16 protein-coding genes are annotated in these 22,053 nt (G+C 47.6%); 6 read left to right on the forward strand and 10 right to left on the reverse strand.

Translation table 11 applies throughout. From position 1 onward, the window contains the following. Position 1 precedes the first annotated feature (1 nt). The 3 genes from MUK70_RS05350 to MUK70_RS05360 all read right to left on the reverse strand — a co-directional run bounded on the left by MUK70_RS05350 (position 2) and on the right by MUK70_RS05360 (position 3,264). Positions 2-1,369 (reverse strand): HlyD family secretion protein, encoded by a 1,368-nt coding sequence (locus MUK70_RS05350; RefSeq protein ID WP_234658307.1) that lies wholly within the window; start codon positions 1,367-1,369, stop codon positions 2-4. Next, positions 1,362-2,366 (reverse strand): ATP-binding cassette domain-containing protein, encoded by a 1,005-nt coding sequence (locus MUK70_RS05355; RefSeq protein ID WP_234604362.1) that lies wholly within the window; start codon positions 2,364-2,366, stop codon positions 1,362-1,364. Before MUK70_RS05355 ends, MUK70_RS05350 begins: the two co-directional genes overlap by 8 nt. A 313-nt stretch (positions 2,367-2,679) precedes the next feature. Beyond that, entirely contained in the window at positions 2,680-3,264 is a 585-nt protein-coding gene (locus MUK70_RS05360) for a Crp/Fnr family transcriptional regulator (protein WP_234658306.1), read from the reverse strand. Positions 3,265-3,298: 34 nt separating this feature from the next. Here MUK70_RS05360 and MUK70_RS05365 point away from each other — a divergent pair, with 34 nt between their 5' ends. After that, positions 3,299-3,736 carry an SDR family oxidoreductase gene (locus tag MUK70_RS05365; protein ID WP_234658304.1) on the forward strand — a complete coding sequence of 146 codons (438 nt, stop codon included), beginning with the start codon at positions 3,299-3,301 and terminating at the stop codon, positions 3,734-3,736. 59 nt (positions 3,737-3,795) lie between these two features. Here the strand turns inward: MUK70_RS05365 and MUK70_RS05370 are convergent, their stop codons facing one another. Beyond that, positions 3,796-5,376 (reverse strand): M12 family metallopeptidase, encoded by a 1,581-nt coding sequence (locus MUK70_RS05370; protein WP_234658302.1) that lies wholly within the window; start codon positions 5,374-5,376, stop codon positions 3,796-3,798. A 220-nt stretch (positions 5,377-5,596) separates the two neighbouring features. Here MUK70_RS05370 and MUK70_RS05375 point away from each other — a divergent pair, with 220 nt between their 5' ends. The 3 genes from MUK70_RS05375 (at position 5,597) to MUK70_RS05385 (ending at position 7,063) form a co-directional block, all read left to right on the forward strand. After that, the gene (locus tag MUK70_RS05375; protein WP_234604366.1) at positions 5,597-5,857 is read left to right on the forward strand and encodes a hypothetical protein; all 261 of its coding nucleotides are present in this window, start codon (positions 5,597-5,599) and stop codon (positions 5,855-5,857) included. A 180-nt stretch (positions 5,858-6,037) separates the two neighbouring features. Then, on the forward strand, positions 6,038-6,631 hold the full coding sequence (locus tag MUK70_RS05380; protein ID WP_234658301.1) for a hypothetical protein: 594 nt from the start codon (positions 6,038-6,040) through the stop codon (positions 6,629-6,631). A gap of 48 nt (positions 6,632-6,679) precedes the next feature. Continuing rightward, positions 6,680-7,063, forward strand: coding sequence for a hypothetical protein (locus tag MUK70_RS05385; protein ID WP_234658300.1), 384 nt, complete (start codon positions 6,680-6,682; stop codon positions 7,061-7,063). A 47-nt stretch (positions 7,064-7,110) separates the two neighbouring features. On the opposite strand, the gene MUK70_RS05390 is transcribed toward MUK70_RS05385, so the two are convergent. After that, the gene (locus MUK70_RS05390; RefSeq protein WP_234658299.1) at positions 7,111-7,614 is read right to left on the reverse strand and encodes a 2'-5' RNA ligase family protein; all 504 of its coding nucleotides are present in this window, start codon (positions 7,612-7,614) and stop codon (positions 7,111-7,113) included. 211 nt (positions 7,615-7,825) lie between these two features. Continuing rightward, a complete protein-coding gene (locus tag MUK70_RS05395; RefSeq protein ID WP_234658298.1) occupies positions 7,826-10,330 on the reverse strand; it encodes a phosphocholine-specific phospholipase C in 2,505 nt (834 codons plus the stop codon). 103 nt (positions 10,331-10,433) lie between these two features. On the opposite strand from MUK70_RS05395, the gene MUK70_RS05400 reads away from it, so the two are divergent. Both MUK70_RS05400 and MUK70_RS05405 read left to right on the forward strand, forming a co-directional pair. Further along, complete coding sequence (locus MUK70_RS05400) at positions 10,434-11,942, forward strand: hypothetical protein (RefSeq protein WP_234658297.1); 1,509 nt, start codon at positions 10,434-10,436, stop codon at positions 11,940-11,942. Next, positions 11,939-13,321, forward strand: coding sequence for a glycosyltransferase (locus tag MUK70_RS05405; protein ID WP_234658296.1), 1,383 nt, complete (start codon positions 11,939-11,941; stop codon positions 13,319-13,321). The genes MUK70_RS05400 and MUK70_RS05405 overlap by 4 nt, the downstream gene beginning before the upstream one ends. A gap of 22 nt (positions 13,322-13,343) precedes the next feature. Here the strand turns inward: MUK70_RS05405 and MUK70_RS05410 are convergent, their stop codons facing one another. From MUK70_RS05410 to MUK70_RS05425, 4 genes are all read right to left on the reverse strand, one after another. Then, on the reverse strand, positions 13,344-13,982 hold the full coding sequence (locus tag MUK70_RS05410) for an outer membrane beta-barrel protein (RefSeq protein WP_234658295.1): 639 nt from the start codon (positions 13,980-13,982) through the stop codon (positions 13,344-13,346). A gap of 218 nt (positions 13,983-14,200) precedes the next feature. Further along, positions 14,201-17,230: a PA14 domain-containing protein gene (locus tag MUK70_RS05415; RefSeq protein WP_234658294.1), complete on the reverse strand. Its 3,030-nt coding sequence runs from the start codon at positions 17,228-17,230 to the stop codon at positions 14,201-14,203. A gap of 11 nt (positions 17,231-17,241) precedes the next feature. Continuing rightward, the gene (locus MUK70_RS05420; RefSeq protein WP_234658292.1) at positions 17,242-18,969 is read right to left on the reverse strand and encodes a RagB/SusD family nutrient uptake outer membrane protein; all 1,728 of its coding nucleotides are present in this window, start codon (positions 18,967-18,969) and stop codon (positions 17,242-17,244) included. A gap of 20 nt (positions 18,970-18,989) precedes the next feature. After that, positions 18,990-22,004: a SusC/RagA family TonB-linked outer membrane protein gene (locus MUK70_RS05425; protein WP_234658291.1), complete on the reverse strand. Its 3,015-nt coding sequence runs from the start codon at positions 22,002-22,004 to the stop codon at positions 18,990-18,992. Positions 22,005-22,053 lie beyond the last annotated feature (49 nt).

Consider the following 22,053-nt stretch of genomic DNA (forward strand, 5'->3'; position numbering starts at 1 on the left):
GCTACTTTTTACTTCCACCATCCGTCTTAACAGGCTCACGTTCCAGGCTTGGAGGGAAACCATTCAGCAATCGCCAGATCTCGTACCATATAGGCACAGACCGCAATATTACCCTTCCATACACACCCGACCCCTGCCGAAGCTGCTTGGGCCATTGCTCATCATTGTAAGGGACCGGGTCCGTGGGGGTTACCAGAATACGATATTTACCATTTTCGCTGCTCACCAGATCGATCACTGTTACTTTCCCCGCAAATGTTCCTACTGCCACCGAGGGCCAGCCCGCGAACTGAACCGATGGCCAGCCTTCAAATTGCAGGCGGACATCGCTACTGTCCAGAATGAGCGGCACGTCCATCGCATCCACATAAATTTCGGCCGCGACACGCGGTTTGGATGGTTGCAATGTGGCAATGGATTCGCCCTCTTTAATGTTTTCGCCAATCCCGGCTTTCAGTGTTTTGACCACAAAACCATTTTGCGGCGCCCGCACCACATAAAGCCCGCGACGGATGTCAATGTTGGTAATCTCATTCCGTAACTTGGATATTTCCCCCTGCGCGCTAACACGGCTGGATAGGGCGGAGCTGAGATCAGACCGGGCCTTGGCGACGGACTCCATGTATTTTGCGCGGATGTTGTCCAGTTCAATGCGCGCATTTTGCAGCGATTGCTGCGAATTGTTCAATTTATTGATCTGGCTGACCACTTTCGCATTATCCTCCTGCAATTTCAAACGACGGGTCTCAATGTCTGTCAATGAAAAAAGGCCGTTTCGGTATCCCGATTCATAACGCTCGAGGCGTGATTTGCTGATTTCGAAGAATTTCTGAATCGCCACCAGGTCCGCGCTGTCGGCTTGCACGTAATTAACAGCCTGATCCACTTTGTTTTCCGCTGCGTTCAGCTGGTATTTCAAGCCCTGTGTCAAGGCGCTGATCTGCGCATTAGTCGCGTCCATTTTTTGTGCAGCAGCACTTTCTGAGCCTTCTTTTGCCCTGAGCTGTTCTTGCAATCGCTGCGGTAAGTTCGGGTCAAAATAGGATTGGCTTGTTTCTGAGAGCACCAGGATCGTATCACCTTTTTGCACCTGCTGGCCCTCGCGCACGGCCCAATGTTCAATGCGGCCGCCAATTTGGTTTTGTACGGTCTGCGGCCGGTCTTCGGGCGTTAATGCCGTTACAGTGCCTCTTCCCGGGATCGTCTGGCGCCAGGGCAGGAAAAGTACGATAACGAAAAGAAACAGGAGGACCAGCATAATGCGGCCCAGCAATCTTGGCCCACGCGTTTTTAATATCTGCCTGTCCGAAAGCACGCCCAATTCTTCCCAATCAATGCGTTTGGTCAGGTCAATTCCGTGTCTAGCCATGGCGCACCTCACTTTCTTCCAATTCCAGATCGGTTACCGCAGCAAGCTTCTCGCTTCCTGTCACCATATCGAAAATGGTGTCCAAGCTGGTCATAAACTTCTCAATAGCATAGCTGATCTGTACAATGATCACTTCCGCTGCAACAAATTGTCCAAGTGTCATTTGCCTTTGCACAACATAATAGCAGCCCAAAAAAAGCAGGCCTCCCATCAGCATCGTCCTTAGGATGACCGAGCTGGCGAAGAACTTGCGAAGGACCCAGAAATGGTCGTTTCTTGCCTGTAAATAATCGGCTGTAATACGGTCGGTATCCACAATCACCTGCCTGAGTTTATCCGGCTTTCCCCGGTACCGGTCCAAATCTGCCGCTACGGATTCCAGATAAGCCACAACCTCATATTTATAATGCGACTCTTCTATGCTCGTTTGTACACCTCTTTTGTAATACATCAAAAGCACCACAATGGTAGCAACAACCGTCAACAGCCCGAAAGTCATGAAAATGGGGTGGTAGAAAGAAAGTAAAATAGCCGATAGCGCGATCTGCACACCTGATGCCACAATGTCGACGAGCAGTTTTGTTAGTCCTTTCTGAATGGTTATTACGTCAAAAAAGCGGTTTACGAGTTCCGGCGGGTTTTCGCCTTCCAGTTCCGACTTTTTGATTCGCGGAAACCGGTAGGCGAATTCAAGCGCCGCCTTCGTGAATAGCTTTTGTTCAATAAGCTCCACTAAAGTAAGTTGCCCGATCAGCAAAACACCACCGATCATGATCCCGATCAGTACGACGCCGATAAGTACATAAGTGGAACTGTATAATGCGCCATTGGAAAGCAGGTTGAAAACTGCTGTCGTTCCGAGCGGAAGCGTAAGCCCGATCAAGCCGATCAGCATTGCGTAGATAAATATGTAATTGATTGTCGAACGTTCGACATACAGCATTCCCATGAGCCTTTGCCAGGGGGTTGGCACTTCGGCCTTATGTTTTTTACCCATTAATATTTAAAAGTAATAGAGATGGTCGTTTGCGATCCATGTTCGCATAGTAATTCACGGAGCCGATATACTAACGAACATTGCACACTTTTAGATTCCCTAAAACTGTTCCTGATCCTTCACTTTCTTTATGTAGTACAGGACTTTTTTTATAAAGTACCAAAATTTTGCCTTAGCGACCTGGTAACCGCTAGTCACCAAACGTTTGCTCTAATCAGATTGTAATCGAATTCTAATTTCATTTTAACAAGTGGGGATTTTTCGGGAAGCCGACGCGACTGTATACCGGCGTGTGCAGAACAATTTGTTGCGATCACTTATCAGGCTCGGCGCGTTTTTGTCTTATGCGACTCAGGGTTTCGCGGGAAGTGCCCAGGTAAGAGGCGATCATATGCAACGGAATGCGACGATTGAACTCGGGATAGGTTTGCACAAATCTGATATATCTCTCCTCGGCCGTGTCGCTGATATTGCTGAGGATCCTGTTTTGGCTTACATCGAAACTCTTGTATTCGAGCTGTTTGATAAAGTTTTGAAAACCGGGGATTTCACTTATCAACGCATCAAAATGTTCTTTTTTAATCAGGAGCAGTTCGCTGTCTTCGAGCGCGTCAATGTTACGCACGCTCGGATTGCCCGTGTTATAACTTTCGTAATCGGCCATCCACCAATTTTCTATCCCAAATCGCAGGATGTGTTCGGTGCCGTTTTTGCCCAGGCGGTACATGCGGAGAAGGCCTTTGGCAATGAAGCAGTTGTAAATACAGGTATCGCCTTCCTGTAAGAGATATTGTCGTCTGCGAAGTTTTTTGGCGATCGCAAACGCTTCAACGCGCTGTATTTCAGCTTCGGTAAGACCTGCTTTTTCCCTTAAATATGTCGCCAGAAGCTCAAACATCGATCAGGCTAGCGAGGACGCATTTGACCAGTATATGGATTTGAATCTGAAGAGCGTCTACTTTACAGTACAAAAAGCACTGCCATACATGAATGACGGCGGCTCCATTGTACTGATCGGTTCCAGCGCGGCACACCGTGCAGCTCCGGGAATGGCCATTTACGGCGCTGCAAAAGCCGCTGTGGGATTCTTTGCAAAGGGCCTGTCGCTCGATTTGCTGGAAAGGAGCATTCGTGTAAATGTACTTTCACCGGGAACAATCGATACGCCCGCATTTGACAAACTTGCACCGGCCGGGCATGTGGAACAGGTCAAACAAAGCTGGGTAGACATTATCCCGGTGAACCGGATTGGTGAACCTTCGGATATCGGAAAAGCGGCGGTGTTCCTTGCATCGGACGATTCATCCTTTATTCTTGGCACAGAAATTCTCGTCGATGGAGGCATGACCCACATTAGTTTGATGAAGTAAGGTGAACATAAAAAAATGCCGCGTGTAGAAGCCGCGGCATTTTACCTGAAAAGCTTATACTAATCCTCTGAACTGACGGCGGAAATATCCGTCACACTTGTCCAGCCGAGTGAAATTTGCTTGGTCCAGCCATTCTCATCTACGCTGTAAAGTACTCCCTGGCTTGCGATCAGCAAATTTTTACCGTTCGAAGTCAGTTGTGCGTTTGGCGCAAAAGTTGCCGGGGTATATTCTTTTTGGTCACCATTTGTCGGATCGACTTTGTAAAGCTTACCATTGGGTTTGAGTATGTATAGCGAATTCTTCCAACCCGTCATTTCCGTCACGCCCTGGTAACCGCTTCCTATTGAGCTGAATGACTGCCCATTAGAAGATATCATATATAAATTGTCGCCGCTAACGATGTAAAGGAGCCCAAATGCGTAACTGAGACCAGTTGCCGACGTCCAGAACGGCCCTGTGAAGCTTTGCCGTGCTCCACTGGCCACGTCGATCTTCCATACGGTCCCATTTTGCAATACAAACAAGTTTCCCCTATAATAGGTGATCCCTTTCACGCCACTAAATCCGCTCGCGATGCTGTAACCCTTGCCGCTTCTGGCATTGAGCCGCATTAGATTGGGGCTTTTTGAGAGAAAGAGCGTGCCGGGAAGTGCATATATTTCCTCTGCGTTGGTCCAGGTTGTCGCCAATACAGACCATTTTCCGGAAGCGGCGTCGCCTGCCCAGATGTGATACGGTGTCACGGCGAAAAGGTTTGCATACATGGCTGTAATGCAGTAGATGTCGCCATCTGAGAGATAATCGCGTTGCACGGAAAATGTTTTGTTGTCCGTCGTCGTCATCACCGGCAGCTTGTTCTTGGAATAGGCATAGGAATCCATCATCATGATCGACTTGAAGTCGAACTTGCCATGTTTGACATGTTCATCGCTCTCCTCGGCAACGATTGCAAGGTTGGGCTTGGCAGCATCGGCAACATTGTTTAGGTTCACTTTTATATAGGCATCTCTGTCCGGACGTGTGTGCTCGTGCAGCAAGCCTACCGTGTGTCCGATTTCGTGAAGAATCCCGCCTTTCGTAGCGCCTGTGGGGATCGTGATGAACTGCTCACCACCTATGCGGCCTATGGAAGACGAATATCCGCGGCTCAGTTTGAATGTTACATAGCTTTGTCTTAGGACTGGAAGCCCGGGGAGATCGGGTGTAGGTTTGCGCAGCACAAAACGGAGCGGCGTAAACGCCTCCACTTGCGAAATAGCCTCCAGAACGGCACTTTGATCGGTAATCGATGCGTCGATGGTGTAGGAAACAGTGTTATTCGGCCAAAGTGAAACAATTTTGGACAATGCTTGCGTTCGCGCGCCGGTCTCAGATCCCAGTTGCTCGGGAGTCAGGATCATGTCACCTTCGAACACCGCCTTTCCATCGATTTCTGCGTAGGTCACTTCCTTACCAAAAAGTGTTCCCTGCTTTCGGACACCTTCCTCTCCTGGAAATGCGACTTCCGGTGTTACATGGTTTACGACCGTTTCCTCTGCGGATCTCACTTCCGTTTCGGGCGTCATTTCCCGGCAGGAAGTGAGGTTAATTAATGCATAAATTGCGATACATTTGACTAACAGGTGCTTGGCTTTCATGATTTTAGCTGATTTGGTTTTTGAAGAATGCTACCTGCATTCGGATGATCAAAACTAAGTCGCCGCCAAGGCTGATTCCGCTGAGAATCGATGAAGGAAGGGTTTTAATCGCTGGATGGAATTCGATCAGGGAAAATTACGTGGATTAAAAGAAGAGATCCGGGTATGGAATTTTAAGAACATTTATCAAAAGCTTAAAGTACTTCAACTATCAACTTTCATGGCAAAAAAGAGCAGCTTAAAAGAAAACTATCAGAAACTCCTGGAATGGTATCAATATCGCGCTGAGGAAAATGCCGGTTCATTGGAAAAATTACTGGTCCTCCTTGCAGCGCTCGACCGGAAAGTGGACGGGCCAGCTGACTACGAGAAGGACATAGACGATCTGGAATCACTCAAATTCATTTACGAAACCGGCATCCGGAAGTTTGAAAGTCAGGTAGATAAATATCAGGAGTTGCTGCAAGCCGGGGAGGGGTGACCGGCCGTCAAGTCCATAAGGCAGCAGATTATTTTCACTAACAACGAGCGATAGCCGGGCATACTTTTCAGCTTTCCAAATCTTTATGAAAATATAATTTCCCGTCCCGAATATTACTTTGACAGGTTAGATGGATCATGTATATTTCGGTTACATTAGCCATTCAAACCTTACTTTTTCATGAAGGAGTTTTTACTGACTATCCTGTTTGCAACGCTTTCGGTCGACGCTTTTTGCCAAAATCCCAACACACTTTTTGTAACTTATTCCCGGTCTAAACCTGAGCCTGTTTATAATAGAGATGTCCAGGGCGGTGCTGGTTATAAGGCTGTTGCGTCCCATTCTTTTGGTTTGCGCTACTTCATGAAGAGCAGCAAGATCATCACACTCGAAACCGGCATCGATTATAGTCAGTTTGATTTCAAACTTGATTACGTTGGCATGCCTGATATCGTCATTCCGGACATTACCCAGTCCATTAAGGTCGTTTCCATACCGGTTTATGCCCATCTGACGTTTCTCAAATATCTTTTTATCAATGGCGGGTTGCTACTTGATGCGGAAATTGACAAAAAGGACAGCGATATAGACAAACAAACCGGGATTGGTTTGGGTCTGGGCGCTGGTTTGAAATACAGCTATAAACATGCAAACATTTTCCTGAACCCGTTTTTTGAACGCCACGGGTTAATGTCTTTTGGTAAACAGGAAAGCGGTGTCCGCCAAAGTGTTATCAATCCGGGCGTGAGAATTGGCCTAGGCTATTCATTTTGAGATGCTAGCAACGATATTGTATCAAATTTCACTAATAATACCAGCCCTATGGGAAAATCTGTAAACCTGATCAAAGGCCTGCTGGCCTGTCTGGCTGTTTGCATAGCATCATGTGAAGGAACGATTTACGAGTCTGCAAAATCATACGATCTGGAAGTCACCGACGCAGCCCGCGACACTACTTTCGTGATAAACAACCGGAAACAGCCCGCCTTCATCAGGTTCTCCTTCGACGGCGCACTGTCCCACCCATCGGCCATTCACTGGTCGACCGATCCTCGGTTCGAGCCCAAAACCGAAATCCTGCTACCCGCTGGAAAGCCGGGTATTCCCGAAACGCAGGATGATTATTTTAGCCAGAAAGTTTATGTAAAGTATATTTCGCTAAATGATTCAACATCTGGTAAGTTGCGTATCAAGGTCAGGATTTAATTACGGCTACACAGCACAAGACACGATCCGCCGACAGTGCGATCTTTTCATACCCGATCATGAAAATCAAACTGCATCAGGAATTCCCACGGGCCATTATGGTAACGCCAGAGCTGAATGCCCTGGATTGCGAAGGTAAATGGTTTAAAATCCGACGCCAATTCTGCCTGCAACTTTTTGGCAACTTGCGGTTCAACCTTGTTTTGGATTGTGACATGAAAATTTCTCTTCTGTCTGTCCTGGTTAGTCAAAAATTCAAACCAACCTTTTTGCAATTTCTGATGCAACGCAGGCAGATCCGGTGATGCAATTTTAAATGCAGTTCCATTGCCCAGGGAAATGACTGACTCGGCCGTGACGTCAAATGCTGGCTGTTCATTCGCCAGCGTTTCAAGATCCGCCATGATCCGGGGCTGGTCGGGCAATGCATGAAAAAGGGTGAGGTGAGCATCAATATAATTGCGCTCCGCCGGAAAATGCTGTTTGCGCAGTTCGTTAAAATAGCTCTGTAAAGATGGAGTGATAGCAAATGTGGCAACAAGTGGTTTCATAGTCATATCAGGAGCGAAACGGCCAAACAATCATTCCCGTTTTGCACTTTCCGCGATTGTGAGAACACACGAGAGACCTATTTGGTTTGCAATTTTGCTAAACACTAAAAGCGTACCATTCTCAAAGTGTTTCATCCGGCAAAATAACCGGGCTTTGTTGTCATACAGACAACAAAGCCCGGTTATTTATTGAAAATTCGATTATCCCTGATCAGACAATGCCGCCCATTAGTGGGTCAGTTTTTGTTGCGTCGCCTGTTTCAACGTGTCCTGCAAAGCGCTCTTCAAACGCTTCGCTGCCTTTTACTTTAATACTGAAATCGTACCAGTTAAATGTCTTGGAAAGGTTCAGAGCCACCGTTGCCTTGCCACCAGCTGCAATGGTTTTTTGCTGTTCGCCTGTTTTGTAACTGTTATCGGAAACAATGATCTGATGTGACTTTGTATCCATATTCTCAATCAGGACTTCGATATTGCCCGTAGGCTTTTTGCCGGAACTCTGGTAAAGGCAGGTTACTTTCAGCAACGGATTGCTGCCGTCGCCTCTGAACTCACGGAAGAAACCATTCGGGCCGTATACGCGCAGGTGATATTTTGATTCTGCAAAATCGCCGATATTCCACTCATCCGTCAGCGTATCGCCCGCAGCCGCGCTGTAATCCCAGGAACGAAGCGGATCGTTTTGATAAGCATTCACGGCGTAAACGCGGAATGGGGCGCCGCTCGCTTTTTCGCCAAATACAGCTTTACCGGCCTTGAAAGATAATGTTACCTGATTTTTGGATTTGTCAAAACGTGCGTTGGAATATAACTCATACGGCAGCGCGCATGCAGGGCGGATCCCCTTTTCCTGCGTCGGGAAAGCCGGTGATTCGCGGAGATTCTGGCTGATTTCCTTTATGTCGGTTAGAGAAAGCTTTTTGAAATTGTCGGGCGTCTGCCGGAACTGCGACTGATGGATTTCTTCAATGAACTGGTTTTTGTCGAGAAACGCGGGGTTCTCCATTTTTTCACCATTATAAGGTCGGAAAACGGAGGTAAGATCGCCGCAAATGGTCCGCCGCCAGTTGGTAATGTTCTCTTCGCGGACGTTTTTACCAAATTTCTTTTCAATAAAATTTTCCAGGAATTGCAGGGAAGATGTGTGGTCAAAAATTTCGGAATTAACAAAACCGCCGCGTGTCCAGGGTGAAGCAATGATCATCGGTACGCGGTAACCCAGCCCGATGGACCCATCGCGGAGTTTGGCTTCGTTCATGGATGGATTGGTTTGCTGCTTTTTAGTTGCGAAATCCATTTTCGGGTCGATTCCTGCGGAGACCTTTCCGGTATTTTCCTTGTATGGATTCGGAACAGTATAAGGTGGCATATGGTCGAAATAGCCGTCGTTCTCGTCGTAAGTGAGGACAAAAATCGTTTTCTTCCAGACCTCCGGATTTTTGAGCAAAATTTCCATCACTTCACTCACATACCATGGGCCAAACCAGGGTTCTCCCGGGTGATCTGAAAAGCGCGCGGGCGGCATCAGCCATGAAACAGCTGGCAACGTTCCTTCTTCCACGTCCTTCCTGAACTGATGAAAAATGTCGCCTTTTGGCACATTCAGTATGCGTTCGGTGCCATTGTCACTGTATTGCAAAGGCGTGAGGGTCTGAAAGTCGGTGTCACTGATGTTGGTGGTGAATGCCTTCGTATTGAGGTTCTTGCCGGTTTGGGATAGTCCGGCGAAAGTCTCCGCATTGAACTTCTTTTGCGCCGTTTCATAGTTGGCCAGCAGCTTTTTAGCGGCAGCCAGTTTCCGCTCTTTGGATTCGTCCGCAGGCTGCTTTTCCAGTTCTGTGATCGTTTGGAGGACCGTTTCTTTTTTGGCCTGCAGGTTGGCGATCCCTCCTTCGTGAAAGCGGACATTGTAGGCCTTGAAATATTCCAGCACATTGGTGCCGAAGTTGCTTAGCCATGAACTTTCCTCACCTTTCAGGCCATAACCCATGGTAATTTCATTCTGGTAAACTTTCCAGGGAATGCCGTTTTCTTCCAGTCGCTCAGGATAGGTTTTCCAGTCGAGCTCAGGGTAAACGTAGTTGCTGATATTCCAAAGGTGCGCGAGTGCGTCGGGTTCATTCTTCTCCCGCACGGTGCCGCTCATCCAATAGTATCGGTTAGGGTGCGTGCCCGTAATGCTTGAACAAAAATTATGATCGCAAACCGTGAAGGCGTCTGCAAGTGAGTAGTAGAACGGGAAGTCGTTCCGGTCACAGTATCCCATTGTAAGTGGAATGTGCGCGTATTCTTTTTTATTTGGCTTTTTTACATCCAGCCAGCGGTCGTATTTGCCATCGTTCATAGCGTCTGTCTGGTCGGTCCAGCCGTGCGGGATGGAGCCCATCCAGGCGATTTTGGTATCCTTAACATTCAGGTGGAAAGGCCCATAGGTGTCTCCATCGGAATTGGACTGAAACCACACCTTGTTTTTGTTTGGCAGATCAATTGCCCGAGGATCATTGAAGCCGCGAACGCCTTGCAATGTGCCCAGCTGATGGTCGAATGAGCGGTTTTCTAGCATCAGGAAAACAACATGCTCGGCATCGTAGAAAGTGCTTCCGGGTTCAGGATTAATAGCCAGGGCCCTTTGAATGACAGGAGGCAGCATATTGGCCATGGCACCTGTGCCGGTCAGTAATGCAGCTTTTTTTAGAAAATCTCTTCTCGAATCCATTTAAACGGTAAATAAATATATCAGTGGGTTTGATTAAATAAACGGCAAATGTATTTCAGTTGGCGGAAACGTATGTTAAGTTGCGGTTACTATATCAAATGCTATGAGCCGATCTGCAAATGCATTTTTCGTTGTGCTTCCGATTCTTGGTTGCGTCGTGTGGTTTTTTGTCAAAGTATTTCAATTTCAAACCAGCCCCGAGCAATATCCTGACGGAATGGTGATACTGCAACTGAGCAAAGGCTGGCTAGAAGGGCGCCCGTATCTTTTCGATACTATTTATGGAAACCACGCCCGGCAGCACAATTATTATTTTATTCCCCTGATCGGGATTTTCACCAGGCCCATGGGCGTAAACGGGCTTTTTATGGCCTATGTATGCTTTGTCGGACTTTTTTTTCTGATATCATACCGAAGCTTTGCCGGCTTCAATGTTGCCGAACGCCGTGCAATCTGGCTTACGGCTCTGGTTTATGTGTTCGGGCCGATGGCCTATTTCATGTATCTCGATTACTTTGGCTGGCATCCTGAGCAGTACTTTGTTCCCTTGCTCGCGTTTCTTGCTTTAAGCCTGGCACAGCGCAAATGGACAATGTTCGTTGTGTGGCTCACGCTCACTTTTTTGGTGAAGGAGTCCTCCATCGTCCTGATTTGCTGTCTTTTTCTGTTCTGCTCTGTGGTGGACCGGGTTATTCTCGATCCGGGCAAACATTGGTTAAGCTACATTCTAAACAAACGAAACCTGACCATTGCCGCCGTTTCCGTGGTATTATTTTTGATCGGTTTATGGTGGCTTTCCTACTTGAACGGATCGCAATCTAGTCGTCTCAATCAGGCATTTTCCAATACCCAGTTTAACCGCACATTCTTTTATTACCTCTTATTTTCGCTGGCCGTGGGCGTGCTCACTTTTGGTTTGGGTTTGATCCCATTTATGCCCTGGCTATGTGCATTCCCGCGCAGGGAGTTGGTTATTGGGGTGCTGGCGGGTTGTTATGCAGTCCTGTTTGTGATGTTTGCAACTGAGGCGCTTTATTATTTTCCAACCATTTATCCGGGCATTTCCTATCCGCCCCGAATCAGCGGCTTGTGGGCGTTTATGTTCAGTGCGTTTATTTATTTAAGCTACCGCGTGGCTCAGGCAGGGTTTACGCCAGGTCAAAACGCGATCAGCTGGGTATTGGCTGGCTGTGTGCTCCAATTTATTTTGGGCACATTTCTGGTCGCACATCATTTTTCATTTGACACCAAGCCAAGCACACTAAGCAGGAATGCTTCGTACATGATCAAATCGCGGTTTGGTTTTGATCCCTATCCCGACGGTGTAGCCCGGCAGCTCCACGGATTGGCCAAAGCAATGCCGGTGGGTTCAGAAGTTATCGTTCCATTCCAGTATCTGCGCTATTTTGAGCGGGTTTATCCGAGCTTCTGGCCCGAAAACGGGCAGCTTCCTGCACATATTCTTGGAAAGCCATTGATGTACATCTATATAAAAGGCTTAGTCCAAAACGGTGCCTACCACGCATTTCCTGATAAAGGTTATACGGCAATTCCCAATGAGCAACTATTGATTCTGGCTGATTCGAGCTGGTATAATCAGACATTCAAATGACCGGGGAAGAGAGAGAAAAATGGATCAGTAAAAATGCATACTATCATCGGTCGCTGGTAAAGCACCTGAAATCTATCGTTCCGGAAGGCTCTGCGGTGCTTGAAATAGGTTGCGGCACGGGTTATCTGCTGGAACAGCTCCGGCCGGCAAGGGGAGTAGGAATTGATATTTCAAATGAAATGATTCGTTTTGCAAGAATCCGCAGGCCTGCCCAGGTGTATTACGAAATGAATGCTGAGCACATAACACTGGACGAAACATTTGATTATGTGATCATTAGTGACACGGTGGGCAGTTTCAGGGACGTGCAAATGGTGTTTCATGAAATTCACAAAGTGTTTACTCCGCAAACGCGGCTGGTGATCACATCCACCAATTTCATCTGGCGGCCTATACTGAATCTTGCGGAAACCTTAGGCTTGAAGATGCCTCAAAAAAGACAAAACTGGCTGGACATCAGTGATATTATCTCCCTTATTCATGTTGCAGACTTCGACCTGATCGACCATTACAGGAAGATGATTTTACCCAAATACATTCCCCTCATTTCATATTTTTTCAACCGTTACATCGGTAATCTGCCGTTGATCAACGGCCTGGGACTAATCACCTGCCTGGTGGCCAGGAGCAATAGGGTTGTGCGAGATGCTGCTAACGATCTGAGCGTGAGCGTAATCATTCCTGCCCGCAACGAAAAAGGCAACATCGAAGCACTGATCAGGCGCACACCAAAAATGGGCCGCCACACCGAACTGATTTTTGTGGAGGGTAATTCCACAGACCAAACATGGGAGGAAATCCAGCGGCTGGGTGCGCATTACCGGGAATTTCGTGATATCAAATGGGTGCAGCAGGATGGCAAGGGCAAGGGGGATGCTGTAAGAAAAGGCTATGGGATTGCCAGCGGGGACATTCTAATGATCCTGGATGCTGATATGACGGTCGCGCCTGAGGAACTGCCCAAATTTTTCAATGCCATCGCGTCGGGAAAAGGAGAGTATATCAACGGTTCGCGGCTGGTATATCCGATGGAAAAACAGGCTATGCGCTTTCTCAATTTGCTCGGTAATAAATTTTTCAGCCTGGCATTTTCCTGGCTGTTGGGACAAAACTTAAAAGACACGCTCTGCGGCACGAAGGTGCTTTCCAGGGAAAATTATCTCCGATTAGCAGCCAACCGATCCTACTTCGGAGAGTTTGACCCATTTGGAGATTTCGACCTTATTTTCGGGTCGGCCAGACTCAAACTCAAATTCATTGAAATCCCCATCCGTTATCGCGCCCGAACCTACGGCGAAACCAACATTTCCCGTTTCAAACACGGCTGGTTACTGCTCCGAATGACGGTATTTGCTTTGCATAAGATTAAGTTCAACTGATGGGTTCCCTTAATCTTTTACATTAAAGTTTCACCATAAGTTGCAAATTCAAACCCACCTGATATGCTTTTGTATCCATGTTTGAAGGCGGAATTGCGTATGTGAAAGTCGGCTGGGCGATAAGGGATAAGCGTTGGGCGAAATGGTAAATGACACCCGCTCCAACGGTTGGTGAGATCCTTGAAGTATTTTCGTCTGATTTAAAAGTCACCGTGCCGATGTCAGGGATTGTTAAGCGGCTGGTTGTAGCAAAATTCCAGAATGCGCCAGCAGAAAAATAGGGCGATAACTTACGGTCAGACGTTTGTAAATTGGCAACAAGGGGAATCGAAAAGGTGTGGGAACGGCTATCGACATTCGTGGCTTTTATCCGGTAATAGCCGTACCATAGCCCCGTTGAAGCCGACCACTTCTTTGAAAACGAAAATCTTCCGTTCAGTCCGATCCAAATGCCTTTTGGTGAGGCTTCCGATGTCCATCTTTGCGTAGTGAATGTTCCGCTGCTACCAGAGTCGGGCACAATTACATCCACGGTGGTTTTGGAATGTCCTAAAAATGGCGTCACGTTGGCAGAAACAGCGAATTTACTCTGGCTGCAAGCGTCCGACCCGGAAAAAAGGAAACCGGCCAGGATCAGTGAAGTGTAAAATATCGATTTCATATCATGCTTCTTTACAGTTTAGTAACCATTTCTTACTTAGCAATATATGTTAAAATTATAAATAAATAGTACAAATCTCAGGCAAACAAAGGACGCCGTTTCAAATGTTTGATTGATATAAAGCAAATAATAAGTTCCTACAAAGCATAAGGCCTGGCAGATCATGACTGCCAGGCCTTTTCAAATTGAGATAAATCGTAGTAAAAAATAGCTGTGCGTTAATTTACCGTGTGCGGAATTTCATTCAAATTGTACCAGGCTTCGGTGCTCCATAAGTTGCTTCCGTTTTGGCTTATCATGTTTTTCCGGTTCAAATGAATGTAAACCATATGCTTGCTTTTCATGCCAGCCAGCTGCAATGTCACCTTCTTGCGGTCTGCGGAAACTTTGACAGATTTTACAGCCAGGTTTTCCTCGTCCATCTTCGGGCCGCCGTAATCACCGGTTGGCTTAAACCACCATTGGCGGATCTCGTAATCAGCGGCTGTTTCGCCCACGCCTTCTTTCAAAGGCTCCGTAAATTCAATTTCCAAACCGTCTGATTTAGCTCTTACAGCCAGCATTTCAAACGCAACTTTATCATTGAAAGTCAGTTTTTGTAATCCGTAACCCAGCTTGCCGGTGTGTCCCCAGTTACCCGTAGAACCCACGCCGCCAATATAAAGCGAACCGTCAGGGCTCCATGCGAGGCGGTTAACGCCTGCTTCCAGTCCCTGCGTAAACCGGAAAACGGCTCCCTGGTAAACGCCATTCACTTTTTCAGCAAAAATACGCTTAATGCCGCCATGCGTTACATCGCCATGGATCATCTGGTTTTGGTAAGGACCCACATTCAGCTTAGCGGGCTGGCTTGGGGAGTTCCCGATCTCATCCTGCGTAAGCCACATGATCGGAGGCGTTTCCTTGCGATTCGCAGTGCCTTCAAAGTCCACGGACCGCGAGCCATACCAGGCGCCTTCCTGCAAATGAATGATCTTGTTGGCAGGCAGCCAGTCGCCCTGGTTATCGGCAATAAATATTTCATCATCCACACCAAGACCAATGCCATTCGGCGTCCTTAACCCGGATGCTACGAATGTGAATGAGCCGTCTTTTTTAGAAATTTTTACCACTTTTCCACGGTCCGGGATTTGCGGTTTTGTGCTCGCTCCGCCGGGGTTAATGGCCGTTGCCAATGTTCCGTAGAAATAGCCGTCTTTATATACCAGCCCAAAGGCAAATTCATGGAAGTTGGCAGAGACTTTCCACCCGTTGCAAATGGTCTGATATTCGTCGATGAGCTCATCTTTATTTAAATCAACAAGTTTGGTGAGCTCTTGTTTCTGCATGATGTAAATTTCATCGTCCACGACTTTCAAACCCAGCGGCTCGGCTAATCCGTATGCAATGCGTTTTACCTTAATGTCATTGGGTGTTGTGGCTTTGCGGCCGTCTACAATGTAAACGGAGCCCAGCGAATCCCACGTGCTCACAACCATTCTCCCATCCGCCAGAAAATCCATTCCGCCGACTCTCGGCTGAAAATTATCCGGCCGCGCCTGCGCTAATGTGAAACTTGGGTGCACAGCAACGAGCGGCGACTTATCGCCGGGAATGTCTTCTTTTTTGACGTCAACCGGCGTTTGTGCAGTCTTTTTAATGTCCGCACCTTTGTATGTGAAAACGCTTGGCGGAACCACTACAAACTCCTTGCTGCCATACGGACGCCATTGTAAAGAAAGTCCTTTGCCAAACGAACCCTGATAATATTCCACTCTGAAAGGATGTTTGCCCGGTTTTAAAATGATCTCGCCATCGGTCGGCTGCAACCCGTGATTGACGCCGTTATCGACAACCATTTTATCATCAATAAACAACTTCCCGCCATCGTCACAAACCAGTCGGAAAACAATGTTCGTCGTCTTTTTAATGTTGATATAACCACTTGCGTAGATGGCGAAATTGTCTTTTAAATCACCAAAGTCCCGCTCGTCCAAATGCAATGCATTGATCGATCCGGCTTGAACCGGCAACATTTCATCATTGATTTCAGGGACGCTGCCAATGCCGCTGGCGAATTGGTAAATGTTCACCGCAATGCCGATTTTTTCAGTCGCTGCAGCCACTTTCGCGGGAGCAATGGATTTAAGCACAATCGGGTAGGCAGGCTTAGGCATTAATTTGTTTGCCGCCTGTGCTTTTTCCTTTTGTGCATCCAGTTCCAGGATGTAGGAGACCATGGTTTCGGCATCTTCTTTTTTCAAATCGGGATGCGGCGACATGGCGATTTGTCCCCAGTTGCCTGCGCCGCCTTTGATCACTTTGGTAACCAGCAGGTCTTTGTTTTTGTCATTGTTTTCATAACGCTCGGCAATGGCTTTATAAGCCGGGCCAACGGTTTTTACTTCCTGGTTATGGCACGTGTTACAGTCGCTTTTTGCAAAAAGTCCAGCGGCCATGTCCGCTTTGCTTTCCTGCTGGGCTGTTTGCGGCTGTGCTGGTTTTTCGGTCAGGTTAACTGAAAAAGTTGTCTTGCCTGTATTATTCAGGATCAGCTTGCCATTCATCGCAATGAAGGACTGGTTTCCGGCGGCTTCTTTGCTGATAACGCCTAGATATTTCCCATCCGTTTTATAGTCGGTATCCGTAGCAAGTGAATTCAAATGCACATTCAGCGACAATTCAATTCCGGTTGGCGCGTTAGCAACCGTAAACACGCGTTCAAAACCTGCTTTGCCATTTCCCGCATCAAAAAACTCAGGTCTTTCTTCAACAGAAATCTTTTTCCCCTGATAATCCAGATCGTATTTCAATGTAACCTGATTATCGAGCACCGTATGGCCTTTGTAATTGATTTCCGGCGTCACTTCTTTGCCGTCCGCAGTTATGCGCCAGGGATTTCCGTCCGGCTCTTCCATGTAAGTGGTTCCTACTGAAACCGGCTGCGGGCCGTGCGACGAGGTGTAAACCGGTCCGTTAAAATCGATTTTTCCCGTCCAGGCTTTGTATAAAGCGGCTGTTTTGGTGTTGTAGGCAAGCCAGAGATTGTCGTGCAACGCAATGCTGAGAATCCGGGGTTTGGAATCGAGCACGGAGCGTAGGACCCAGGCTTCACGGGGGCGCTTAACGTCTGAAAAGCCAGCATTTGTTGCTGGCTTTATATGGAAAGTGCTGACCGGGCCGCGATAGGCCGAGCCGAGCACTGCAACTAAAATTGCAGCGCTCAACACAACCAAGCTTGGCCCGACCAAAGGTTTGTGAAATTTCATCTAATTATATTTTAGTAACCAGGGTTTTGCTTCAATTGTGGTGAAGCATTCATTACATTTTGTCCGATCGGGAAAATTTCTGTGTGATTGTCCGCATCGGGTTTCTTGTCCCACCAGGTGCCGGTTGTGAATACGCCCCAGCGAATCAGATCCGTTCTTCTGCGGCCTTCTGCCAGGAATTCACGCATCCATTCGTCGAGCATTTCCTGGTCGGTAAGCTCGGCACCGTTGGCTTTGTAAAGGCTGGGCGAACCGGCTGGATAATTGCGTTTGCGGACTGCGTTCAGCAATGTTGCCGCTGCCGCTTTGTTTCCTGCACGATATTTACATTCAGCCAGAGAATAATAGATTTCCGCAAAACGGATTTCTGCATAAGCGGAAGAGATTTTGTTGGGATCATCACTCGGGTAGTAAGGATATTTCACCGGATAAAGGCCGGAATTGTTGTCCGCATTGTTCATGTTTGAAACCTTATCCGCAATCTTGGTTCCCGGTTTTGCATTCAAAAATTTACCAACCTGATCCCGCAGGAACAGGGGATAAGGACCTTTGAAACCTCTAACCGTATCTTGTTTGCCCGCTGCATTTTTGTAAGGTAAATATCCGTAAAGGAACATTCCTTCGCGCTTGCTGCCACCCAGGTTTTTGTATTTTTTCAAACGCAGATCATCCTTGTATTTCTGAAATTTGATAAATGGTTTTCCCAGAGTAAAGCTGTATTCTACGCTGTCCACATCGCGGCCCGGCTGCATGGCATATTTCGGGTTGGCATTACCAAAATCGGTAAATCCGAAATAGCTTGGTGCCAGGTTGGGCAGCATCCAGAAATACATGCCGCCGTCATACTGCCAGTGCGTTTGCGCAAAGCTGCCCGGGAATCCGAAAATGGTTTCTTTTGAAGTCGGGTTTGTGTAGTCAAAAGGAGCATCCCAGCGTGTTTCCAATGCATAGGAGCCATATTTGCCGTCAATGATCTCTTGCGCAAGTGTTTCACAGTCTTTGAAACGGTCGGTTCCGGTGTATACTTTCGCATTCAGGTAAAGCCTTACCAGCAATGCGGCTGCGCCGCCTTTTGTCCACCGTCCCGAAACATTGTTGCCCAATGTCGTGTTGGTCGAAAGCTTTGGAAGCGCATCTTTCAATTCCTGCTCGATGTAAGCAAATGCTTCCTGCGGCGAAACCTGCGGTCCGCCTTCGGTCTGGCCTTTTACTTTGGTAACAATGACAATGTTTCTGTAAAAGTCCAGCAAACGAATGTTCAGCCATGCACGAAGCACTTTCAGTTCTGCGATCATGCCGTCCAGTTCTTCACGGGTCATTTCGAATTTGGAGGGGTCGGTAATGCCTTCCAAATCTTCCAGCGAGTTGGTCGCCAGCGTTACGCCTCCGTAAAGTGCGTTCCAGGCATCGGTTGTATAGTTGTCCTGCGGTGTCCAGGTGTGGTAATGCACGCGCTGGAACTGCCCGCCGTCGAACCAGTCGCCCTGGCGGTTTGGCGTCATCATTTCATCGGAACTGTTCTCCTGCAGCATGAATGTACTGCCGCCCTGGATGGTCCAGTAACTGTGCTCAAATGCTCTCAAAAAGTCTCGCGTTACGTCATCACGTGTTTGCAGGAAGTTTTCAGAGGTAATCTTGTCATATAATTCTTCGTCCAGGTTGGTGCAGCCCGCCGTTACGGACAGGAGCGCACAGGCAGCAAACCGGAGCATGTATTTTGAAATATGATTTCTTTTCATTTTTGAATCAGGTCAGCTTATTAGAATGTAAGTTGTAAGCCCAGCAGCAACTGCGTTGTCGAAGGATAGTAATTCAGCGTACCGTTGTTATCCGAGTTGGTATTGACGCCCGGATACAGCCCGTTGATCTGGATCAGGTCGGGATCGCCGCCAGTGAACTTGGTAAATGTTGCCAGGTTGCGCGTCGTTGCATAGATACGCGCCGACTTCATGAATTTTGTTTTCATGGGCTGTGTGTAGCTGAGGGTAATGTTGTCCACTTTCAAAAATCCGCCCGGTTCCAGGAAGTAGTCCGAAAGCGATGAATAGGTTGCTGTACTCGTCAGCTTTGAATATTTGCTACCATCAAAAGCCGAGGTCAGCAAGTTGGCATTTTGCTGTGCGGCTGGAGTGCCCAGATAGAAAGCATAAGTATTGAACAGTTTGTAGCCAAATGCACCTCGGAAGAACACGCTCAGATCCCAGTTTTTGTAAGTAAAATTGTTTGTAATCCCGGTTGTGAACTTGGGAAGGCCGTTACCGACAAACTGCTTGTCATCATTGTTGGCCTCATTAGCAGGCACGATATCACCATTTCTGTTGTAGACCAGCAGCGCGCCGGCGTCATTTACGCCCGCAGATTTGAGCGCATAAAAACCCCCGATACGTTTGTCTTCCTGCAATCGCTGCAACGTTCCCGGACTCCCGGGTGCTGGCATGCCTACGACATCAACGTAGCTCTGCCCTTTGAAAAGATTGTTTGAAAACGAGACAAATTTATTGTCGTTAAATGCGCCGGTAACCGACAAGTTGTAGCTAAATGCGCCTTTGTTGACCACTGCTGCACTTAACTGCAATTCCAGGCCTGTGTTGCGCATCGTGCCCACATTGGCAAATGTTTGTCCCTGGATATTGGGTGGGTTCGCTACATTATAGTTCCCCAAAAGATCCTTGTTGGTACGTACATAATAATTCATGCTACCCGTAATCTTGCTGCTAAGCAATTCAAAGTCAAGCCCGATATTGAAGTTGGCCGCTTTTTCCCAGCGCAAATCGTAGTTGGTATTCTGGTTAGGTCCCCAGACCTGGTAAGAGTTTCCGTTGTATGGATAATAACCGTAGCCGCCATAAGTATCCAGCGACTTGTAACTGTCAAAGTCCTGGTTCCCGGTTTCACCATAATCGGCGCGAAGTTTCAGTTCATTCAGCCAGGGGATGTCTTTCAGGAATCTTTCCTGCGTCAGGCGCCATGCAAATGATGCTGCCGGGAAATATCCCCATTTGTTGTCGTAACCAAACTTGGAAGATCCTTCTCTGCGAAGACTGGCAGACAGGTAATATTTTTCGTCAAAATCGTAGTTCACCCGTCCGAAAAAGGCGATCAGTTTCGAGCTGTTTTTGTAAGAACCTACGCCGTTAATCCCTTTCTCTACGTTCCATAATCCGGTTCCAAGTCCGTTGTAAGTAAGTACATTGGAAGGGAATTTTTCGTTGCCTGCATTAAATCCTGAGGCTGTGAAATATTGAAAAGAGTAACCACCGAGAAGCTTCACAGCATGTTTGCCCTTATCCAGGAAATAATTACCTAGCCATTCCAAACTTTTCTGATCGTTTTCTTCCAGCGCCTGGTATGCTGTATTCCGTCCGGTGCCATTAATGACGGGCGTAATGTTGGACGGCGTAAAGTTCATAATGCGATTGGATGTGCTTACTTCTCCGAATGTTAGTGTCGTGTTCAGGTTGTCCAGAATGTTCAGCTTTATAGAGCCATTCAGATCGAGTGATTTACGCTCGCGGTCCTGCAACACGTTGGTAGCAAACTCAACGGGGTTGTTAGCAAAAAAACCTGAATTGATGTAGCTGTATTTGCCGGTTGAGTCCCGCACAGGGATCGTCGGATTGAGCGTCAATGCATAGTTGAATGCACTGTAATCGGCTTCACTGATCTTCGCATATCGTGGCGCTGCACTGAAAGTAAGTGCAAGCAGGTTATTGGCAGTGGTGTGATTGATGTTCACCCGGCCGCCATATTCTCTTTTTCCCGAGCGCAAGTCAATTCCGTTGGCATCGCGGTAATCCACGGAGGTGAAATAGTTGGTTTGCCCACTTCCGCCAGAAAACTGCAATGTATGCTTGTGAGAGAAGGATGGCTGACGGCTCACTTCTTTGAGCCAATTGCTATTTCCTCCGAAATCAAAGCCGCGGTTATTGGCAAGAAATTGATCTTTGGAAAGTACCGAAAGCTCATTGGCCAGATAGTCAAAAGTCGTGTAGCCGTCATAGAATAAACGTGGTTCCGCTGAGCCTTTTTTGGTGGTAATCACAATTACCCCGTTGCTTCCGCGCGTTCCGTAAATGGCCGAAGCCGCGCCGCCTTTTAATACATCAATAGATTCGATCTCGTTCTGGTTGATGTTGTCAATGTTACCGCCCGGAATCCCGTTGATGACAAACAATGGCCCCAAACCCGCGCTGCGCGAGGAGGCGCCACGCAACTGAATGTTTGCCGAAGAGTTCGGATCAGCCGTCGATGTGTTGGTTATCGTAAGTCCGGCTACTTTTCCCTGAATGGCCATCATTGGGTTGTTACCTCCCACGCGAAGCAGGTCTTTGGAAGAAAGGTGCGTGATCGCGCTGGAGACTTCCTTTTTGTTTAGGGAGCCATACCCAATCACGACCACTTCATTAAGGGTTTTTTGATCTTCTGCCAATGTGATTTCCACATTCGACTTGTTTGTTACGTCCACATCCTGAGCCACATAGCCTACGCTTGAAACCGTAAGTGTTTTGGCGCCAGCCGAAAGCTGCAAGGTGAATTTTCCCTCCGCATCGGTGGTGGTTCCGTTGCTTGTGCCTTTCTCTACAACCGAAACACCCGGCAAAGCGCCTTGCTTATCCGAAACTTTACCAGAAATCGGGGTGCCCGTTTGAGCCTGTGCTACCCCGGAAATGGCCACGAGCATGCTCAAAAGCATTGCGATCGCTGTTCCGGCAGACCAGCTCGTCCGCATCCGCCTTTTAGCAGCTTGCGCCATTTTGTACAAATTATTTTTCATTAAAATTGTTGGTTAAATTGGAATTTTGAACTCCGCACTTGTTACTATC

Source organism: Dyadobacter chenwenxiniae, assembly GCF_022869785.1.
GTDB lineage: Bacteria > Bacteroidota > Bacteroidia > Cytophagales > Spirosomataceae > Dyadobacter > Dyadobacter chenwenxiniae.

What these genes read in the sequence shown, in the direction of transcription:
- MUK70_RS05360 (WP_234658306.1), bottom strand. Translation starts at nt 3,264, where the DNA reads ATGTTTGAGCTTCTGGCGACATATTTAAGGGAAAAAGCAGGTCTTACC.
- MUK70_RS05395 (WP_234658298.1), bottom strand. Translation starts at nt 10,330, where the DNA reads ATGGATTCGAGAAGAGATTTTCTAAAAAAAGCTGCATTACTGACCGGC.
- MUK70_RS05350 (WP_234658307.1), bottom strand. Translation starts at nt 1,369, where the DNA reads ATGGCTAGACACGGAATTGACCTGACCAAACGCATTGATTGGGAAGAA.
- MUK70_RS05400 (WP_234658297.1), top strand. Translation starts at nt 10,434, where the DNA reads ATGAGCCGATCTGCAAATGCATTTTTCGTTGTGCTTCCGATTCTTGGT.
- MUK70_RS05410 (WP_234658295.1), bottom strand. Translation starts at nt 13,982, where the DNA reads ATGAAATCGATATTTTACACTTCACTGATCCTGGCCGGTTTCCTTTTT.
- MUK70_RS05415 (WP_234658294.1), bottom strand. Translation starts at nt 17,230, where the DNA reads ATGAAATTTCACAAACCTTTGGTCGGGCCAAGCTTGGTTGTGTTGAGC.
- MUK70_RS05370 (WP_234658302.1), bottom strand. Translation starts at nt 5,376, where the DNA reads ATGAAAGCCAAGCACCTGTTAGTCAAATGTATCGCAATTTATGCATTA.
- MUK70_RS05425 (WP_234658291.1), bottom strand. Translation starts at nt 22,004, where the DNA reads ATGAAAAATAATTTGTACAAAATGGCGCAAGCTGCTAAAAGGCGGATG.
- MUK70_RS05405 (WP_234658296.1), top strand. Translation starts at nt 11,939, where the DNA reads ATGACCGGGGAAGAGAGAGAAAAATGGATCAGTAAAAATGCATACTAT.
- MUK70_RS05375 (WP_234604366.1), top strand. Translation starts at nt 5,597, where the DNA reads ATGGCAAAAAAGAGCAGCTTAAAAGAAAACTATCAGAAACTCCTGGAA.
- MUK70_RS05365 (WP_234658304.1), top strand. Translation starts at nt 3,299, where the DNA reads ATGGATTTGAATCTGAAGAGCGTCTACTTTACAGTACAAAAAGCACTG.
- MUK70_RS05355 (WP_234604362.1), bottom strand. Translation starts at nt 2,366, where the DNA reads ATGGGTAAAAAACATAAGGCCGAAGTGCCAACCCCCTGGCAAAGGCTC.
- MUK70_RS05420 (WP_234658292.1), bottom strand. Translation starts at nt 18,969, where the DNA reads ATGAAAAGAAATCATATTTCAAAATACATGCTCCGGTTTGCTGCCTGT.
- MUK70_RS05390 (WP_234658299.1), bottom strand. Translation starts at nt 7,614, where the DNA reads ATGAAACCACTTGTTGCCACATTTGCTATCACTCCATCTTTACAGAGC.
- MUK70_RS05385 (WP_234658300.1), top strand. Translation starts at nt 6,680, where the DNA reads ATGGGAAAATCTGTAAACCTGATCAAAGGCCTGCTGGCCTGTCTGGCT.
- MUK70_RS05380 (WP_234658301.1), top strand. Translation starts at nt 6,038, where the DNA reads ATGAAGGAGTTTTTACTGACTATCCTGTTTGCAACGCTTTCGGTCGAC.